Origin of the sequence: Jeotgalibaca arthritidis (assembly GCF_011100465.1) — a bacterium.
Lineage (GTDB): Bacteria > Bacillota > Bacilli > Lactobacillales > Aerococcaceae > Jeotgalibaca > Jeotgalibaca arthritidis.
In genome coordinates, this window is record NZ_CP049740.1 from 1,162,501 (window position 1) to 1,167,500 (window position 5,000).

3 protein-coding genes, 2 tRNA genes and 3 rRNA genes (1 of these 8 running past the window's edge) are annotated in these 5,000 nt (G+C 41.4%); 7 read left to right on the forward strand and 1 reads right to left on the reverse strand.

Going from position 1 to position 5,000, the window contains the following annotated elements; translation table 11 throughout:
- The 5 genes from G7057_RS05970 to rrf (G7057_RS05990) all read left to right on the forward strand — a co-directional run.
- Window positions 1–1,048, forward strand: a 23S ribosomal RNA gene (locus G7057_RS05970); it begins 1,868 nt to the left of the window's first position.
- An 85-nt stretch (window positions 1,049–1,133) separates the two neighbouring features.
- Window positions 1,134–1,249 (forward strand): 5S ribosomal RNA (rrf, locus tag G7057_RS05975).
- Window positions 1,250–1,271: 22 nt separating this feature from the next.
- A tRNA-Asn gene (locus tag G7057_RS05980) sits at window positions 1,272–1,345 on the forward strand.
- A 154-nt stretch (window positions 1,346–1,499) separates the two neighbouring features.
- Window positions 1,500–1,572, forward strand: a tRNA-Thr gene (locus G7057_RS05985).
- 4 nt (window positions 1,573–1,576) lie between these two features.
- Window positions 1,577–1,692 (forward strand): 5S ribosomal RNA (gene rrf, locus G7057_RS05990).
- 261 nt (window positions 1,693–1,953) lie between these two features.
- On the opposite strand, the gene G7057_RS05995 is transcribed toward rrf (G7057_RS05990), so the two are convergent.
- Window positions 1,954–2,610, reverse strand: coding sequence for a DNA alkylation repair protein (locus tag G7057_RS05995; RefSeq protein WP_166162034.1), 657 nt, complete (start codon window positions 2,608–2,610; stop codon window positions 1,954–1,956).
- Window positions 2,611–2,729: 119 nt separating this feature from the next.
- On the opposite strand from G7057_RS05995, the gene G7057_RS06000 reads away from it, so the two are divergent.
- Both G7057_RS06000 and G7057_RS06005 read left to right on the forward strand, forming a co-directional pair.
- Complete coding sequence (locus tag G7057_RS06000) at window positions 2,730–3,437, forward strand: DsbA family oxidoreductase (protein WP_166162036.1); 708 nt, start codon at window positions 2,730–2,732, stop codon at window positions 3,435–3,437.
- Between the two features lie 314 nt (window positions 3,438–3,751).
- Entirely contained in the window at window positions 3,752–4,675 is a 924-nt protein-coding gene (locus G7057_RS06005) for an aldo/keto reductase (protein WP_166162038.1), read from the forward strand.
- The last annotated feature ends 325 nt before the right edge of the window (window positions 4,676–5,000 follow it).

Here is a 5,000-nt window from a genome sequence, read left to right on the forward strand (position 1 = left end):
AAGAGGAGAGGTTAGCTTCGGCGAAGCTTTGAATTGAAGCCCCAGTAAACGGCGGCCGTAACTATAACGGTCCTAAGGTAGCGAAATTCCTTGTCAGGTAAGTTCTGACCCGCACGAAAGGCGTAACGATTTGGGCACTGTCTCAACGAGAGACTCGGTGAAATTATAGTACCAGTGAAGATGCTGGTTACCCGCGACAGGACGGAAAGACCCCATGGAGCTTTACTGCAGGTTGATATTGATTGTTTCTGCTACATGTACAGGATAGGTAGGAGCCATTGAAGTCGGGACGCTAGTCTCGATGGAGGCGCCATTGGGATACTACCCTTGTAGCAGGACCACTCTAACCCGCCACCCTTATCGGGTGGGGAGACAGTGTCAGTCGGGCAGTTTGACTGGGGCGGTCGCCTCCTAAAATGTAACGGAGGCGCCCAAAGGTTCCCTCAGAATGGTTGGAAATCATTCGTAGAGTGCAAAGGCAGAAGGGAGCTTGACTGCGAGACCTACAAGTCGAGCAGGGACGAAAGTCGGGCTTAGTGATCCGGTGGTTCCGCATGGAAGGGCCATCGCTCAACGGATAAAAGCTACCCTGGGGATAACAGGCTTATCTCCCCCAAGAGTTCACATCGACGGGGAGGTTTGGCACCTCGATGTCGGCTCGTCGCATCCTGGGGCTGTAGTCGGTCCCAAGGGTTGGGCTGTTCGCCCATTAAAGCGGCACGCGAGCTGGGTTCAGAACGTCGTGAGACAGTTCGGTCCCTATCCGTCGCGGGCGTTGGAAATTTGAGAGGAGCTGTCCTTAGTACGAGAGGACCGGGATGGACACACCGCTGGTGTACCAGTTGTTCTGCCAAGGGCATTGCTGGGTAGCTATGTGTGGACGGGATAAACGCTGAAAGCATCTAAGCGTGAAGCCCCCCTCAAGATGAGATTTCCCATCATTTTAAATGAGTAAGACCCCTGAGAGACGATCAGGTAGATAGGCTAGAAGTGGAAGTGCAGCGATGTATGGAGCGGACTAGTACTAATCGGTCGAGGACTTAACCAATAATAAAACGGTAATCAAGTAAAATGGGTTTTAAACCAAAGGTTTCGTGTTAACTATTCAGTTTTGAGGGAACAACCTCAGCATGTGCGGTGGCGATGGCAAGAAGGTCACACCTGTTCCCATCCCGAACACAGAAGTTAAGCTTCTTAGCGCCGATTGTAGTGAAGGGTTTCCCTTTGTGAGAGTAGGACGCTGCCGCGCATATATTTTTTTAATATATTATTCCGCAATAGCTCAGTTGGTAGTAGCGCTTGACTGTTAATCAAGATGTCGTAGGTTCGAGTCCTACTTGCGGAGTTTTTTTATGCCTATTTTTAGGAAAAGTCAAACATCAATTCGTTGGATTTTCTGGCGAAGGATGTTTTTTATTTTAAAATAGAATATGTTAATGCCATATTGACAAAGCATTGGTTATTAGGTATTCTAGAGTTTGTGTAAAACAGTTTCAAGTGCCGCCTTAGCTCAGTAGGTAGAGCACCACCATGGTAAGGTGGGGGTCGTCGGTTCGAATCCGACAGGTGGCTTTTGTACGGTAATGATGGCAAGAAGGACACACCTGTTCCCATCCCGAACACAGAAGTTAAGCTTCTTAGCGCCGATTGTAGTGAAGGGTTTCCCTTTGTGAGAGTAGGACGTCGCCGTGCAATTATAAAAGCATTCCAGATAACTGGAATGCTTTTTTTGTAGACTAGGGGATTATAAGTTCAGCCATCAATGTCTAGCTCCCAAGTCCTGACCTAGTGAAAAAAAGATAAATTTGCCCCATTGCGCGCTTCGCTGCTCGCTAACGCATATCATTCGACTAACCCGCTGAAGCGTGAAGTCTCCTGACAATTCAGGGTCAAATTTCCTATTTTTTCATAGGCCAAGGCGGACTTGTCCGCTTTTCTTACCTCCGGAAAGGTTTATAGGTATTTACTGCCTTCTCGAATACTCAAAGGAGCTAATTCACTTTTGTTTTCTTCAATAAAGCTGCTGACCCATTCTGGATTTGTTTTACTATAGTCACGTAAGCTCCACCCAATTGCTTTGTTAATAAAGAACTCTGTTTGATTCAAATTGTTTTTTATAATGAGCGCCAACAACTCAGTATCAGTCTCTTCTTTAAAAAGTAGCTGGTGGTCAATAGCAACTCGACGAATCCAGATATTACTGTCTAGACTCCATTCAACCATCTGTTTCTTTAATTCCGGGAATGATTTCACTAAAAATCCAATAACGCCATCAAGTCCATCTACGGTATCCCACCATGATTTAGTAATAATAAGTTGCTTGAGCATTGGTAAGTGGTCAGGTCCCAGCAAGCTTTTAATAGCCAAAAGATAGTCAACTGCAGCATAATGATACTCACGTTCTAGTTGATTAAAGCACAGCTGAATAAAATCGAAATCAACATCTTTTTCTTTAAGCGCTTGTTTAAATTCACTATGATAAGTTGCTTTTCTTTCTTTGGCTGAAATGCCTAGAAAGGGAAATAGGTTTCTCATATAGGCAGACATAGAAATCGCTTGATCAGGATCAGCTAATAGTTGTAATTTATTGAAGATTATCTGATGCTCCATTTTGTCCCTCTTCTCAAAGTATGTTGTTTTTATTATAAACAATAAAAACAGCATTGATAAGCTTGCAATTATAATTTATTTCACTTACACTAAGTAAGCCAATGTAAAGGAGTGTTCATATGCAAGTAGAATTTTTCCACGATGTGATTTGTAGTTTCTGTTTTCCTATGTCTTATCGAATGCGAAAGATAGCTAATAAATATCCTAATTTAACTATTACTCACCGTTCATTTGCACTAGGGTGGGAGAAAGAGCAGTTTATTCAAATGTTTGGATCTCATGAAGCCGTAAAAGGAGAAGTCCTCGGTCATTGGGAACATGCTAATCAAAATGATGATGAACATCGCTTCAATATTGAGGGGATGAAAGAAAAAGATTTTCTATTTCCAACTTCAAAAGAGGGCCTAAAAGCAGCAAAGGCTGCAGGGCTTATAGCTGGACAGTCAGCTTATTGGAATGTCTTTGATGCGTTGCAAGAAGCCCTATTTGTTCATAACCAAGATATTTCTGATAAATTAGTTATTGAAGCAGCAGTTAAGAAGTCTGGTGTTTCTTTTGAACAATGGAAAGAGCAGTATGAAAAAGAAGAGACTGAGCAAGCTGTTATTGAAGATTTGCAATGTGTTCAAGCTTACGGTATTCAAGGTGCACCGGCAGTAGTTATCAATCAAAAGTATCTTATTAGCGGTGCTCAACCCCAAGAGGTTATTGAGCAAACGATTGAAAAAATTGCAGCAGAAGAAGGATTTCAATTAAGCGGCTTGCAGATGATGAGTTCAGATGGCGATGCTTGTCGAGTAGTCGATGATAAGTGGATATGTGATTAAAGGAAACTGAGGCGGCTGTCTCAGTTTTTTATTTTATAGACTAGGGGATTATAAGTTCAGCCATCAATGTCTAGCTCCCAAGTCCTGACCTAGTGAAAAAAAGATAAATTTGCCCCATTGCGCGCTTCGCTGCTCGCTAACGCATATCATTCGACTAACCCGCTGAAGCGTGAAGTCTCCTGACAATTCAGGGTCAAATTTCCTATTTTTTCATAGGCCAAGGCGGACTTGTCCGCTTTTCTTATAAAGGGTTTGTGAGAGGGCTTTTATACTATAGTGGTATACTATAACAAAAGGACAAAGGAGTGGTGCAAATGAAAACAATTCATATAGGAGATAGTTCATTGAGAGCTTCTCAACTATCCTTAGGCTTAATGCGTATGAGTCATTTAAGTGACAAGGAGGCAGAAGGAGTTATCCAAGCAGCTCTATCAGTAGGGATTAACTATTTTGATCATGCCGATATTTATGGAGCTGGCGAATCAGAGAGTATTTTTGGGAGAGCCTATCGTAATCTATCTATTAAGCGCGAAGATATTTTGATTCAGTCAAAGGCAGGGATTGTTCCTGGGAAAATGTATGATTTTTCCAAAAAACATCTTATCCAATCGGTTGAAGAAAGCTTAAGAAGATTGCAGACCGATTATTTAGATACATTTTTATTGCATCGACCAGATACGCTTTTTGAACCGGAAGAAGTAGCTGAAGTTTTTAATCAATTAGAAAAGAGTGGGAAAGTACGTTATTTCGGTGTTAGTAATCAGACGCCTATGCAGATTGAATTATTGAAAACAGCTGTTAAACAACCTTTGATCATTAACCAACTACAAATGAGCGTGACCCATCACCCTATGATTGATGCTGGCTTCAATATGAATCGTGTCAATGAACGTTCAATTGTAAGGGACAGCTCGATATTAGAATATAGTCGTATTCATCAGATGACGATCCAACCGTGGTCACCATTCCAAGCTGGGAATAACAAGCAAGGCGTTTTATTTAACCACCCTGACTATCAGGAATTAAGTGAAACTTTGAAGAACTATGCGAAAGAAAAAGAAGTTAGTCAAGAAGCGATTGCGATTGCTTGGCTACTCAGACATCCTGCTAAGATGCAACCGATTATTGGTAGTATGAACCCAGAGCGTATTAAATCTGCTAGTCAAGCAACTGATATAGAATTAAGCCGAGAAGAGTGGTATGAATTATACCGTATAGGGGGATTCCCAATTCCTTAATGAGATCGATTCATATTTTTCTGCTGTATGCTATGTCTAAGGATAGAGCATACAGTATCTTTTTTTAGGGCTATAAACACAGCTAAAGAAGATATTAAAAAAAATAAAAAAACTGTTGACGAAAAACCAAGCAGATGATATTATTTAGAAGTTGTCCGAACGACCTGTCTACTTTTAAAAAAGTTTTGACAAAGGCTTGTTAAGATGATAGGATATAAAAGTTGCTTCTCAAAAAGCAGCTAAAAAAACTTTTAAAAAAAGTTTTTAAAAAACGATTGACACATAATTAACACCGTGTTAATATATAGAAGTTGTCACGACACGA

What these genes read in the sequence shown, in the direction of transcription:
- G7057_RS05995 (WP_166162034.1), bottom strand. Translation starts at nt 2,610, where the DNA reads ATGGAGCATCAGATAATCTTCAATAAATTACAACTATTAGCTGATCCT.
- G7057_RS06000 (WP_166162036.1), top strand. Translation starts at nt 2,730, where the DNA reads ATGCAAGTAGAATTTTTCCACGATGTGATTTGTAGTTTCTGTTTTCCT.
- G7057_RS06005 (WP_166162038.1), top strand. Translation starts at nt 3,752, where the DNA reads ATGAAAACAATTCATATAGGAGATAGTTCATTGAGAGCTTCTCAACTA.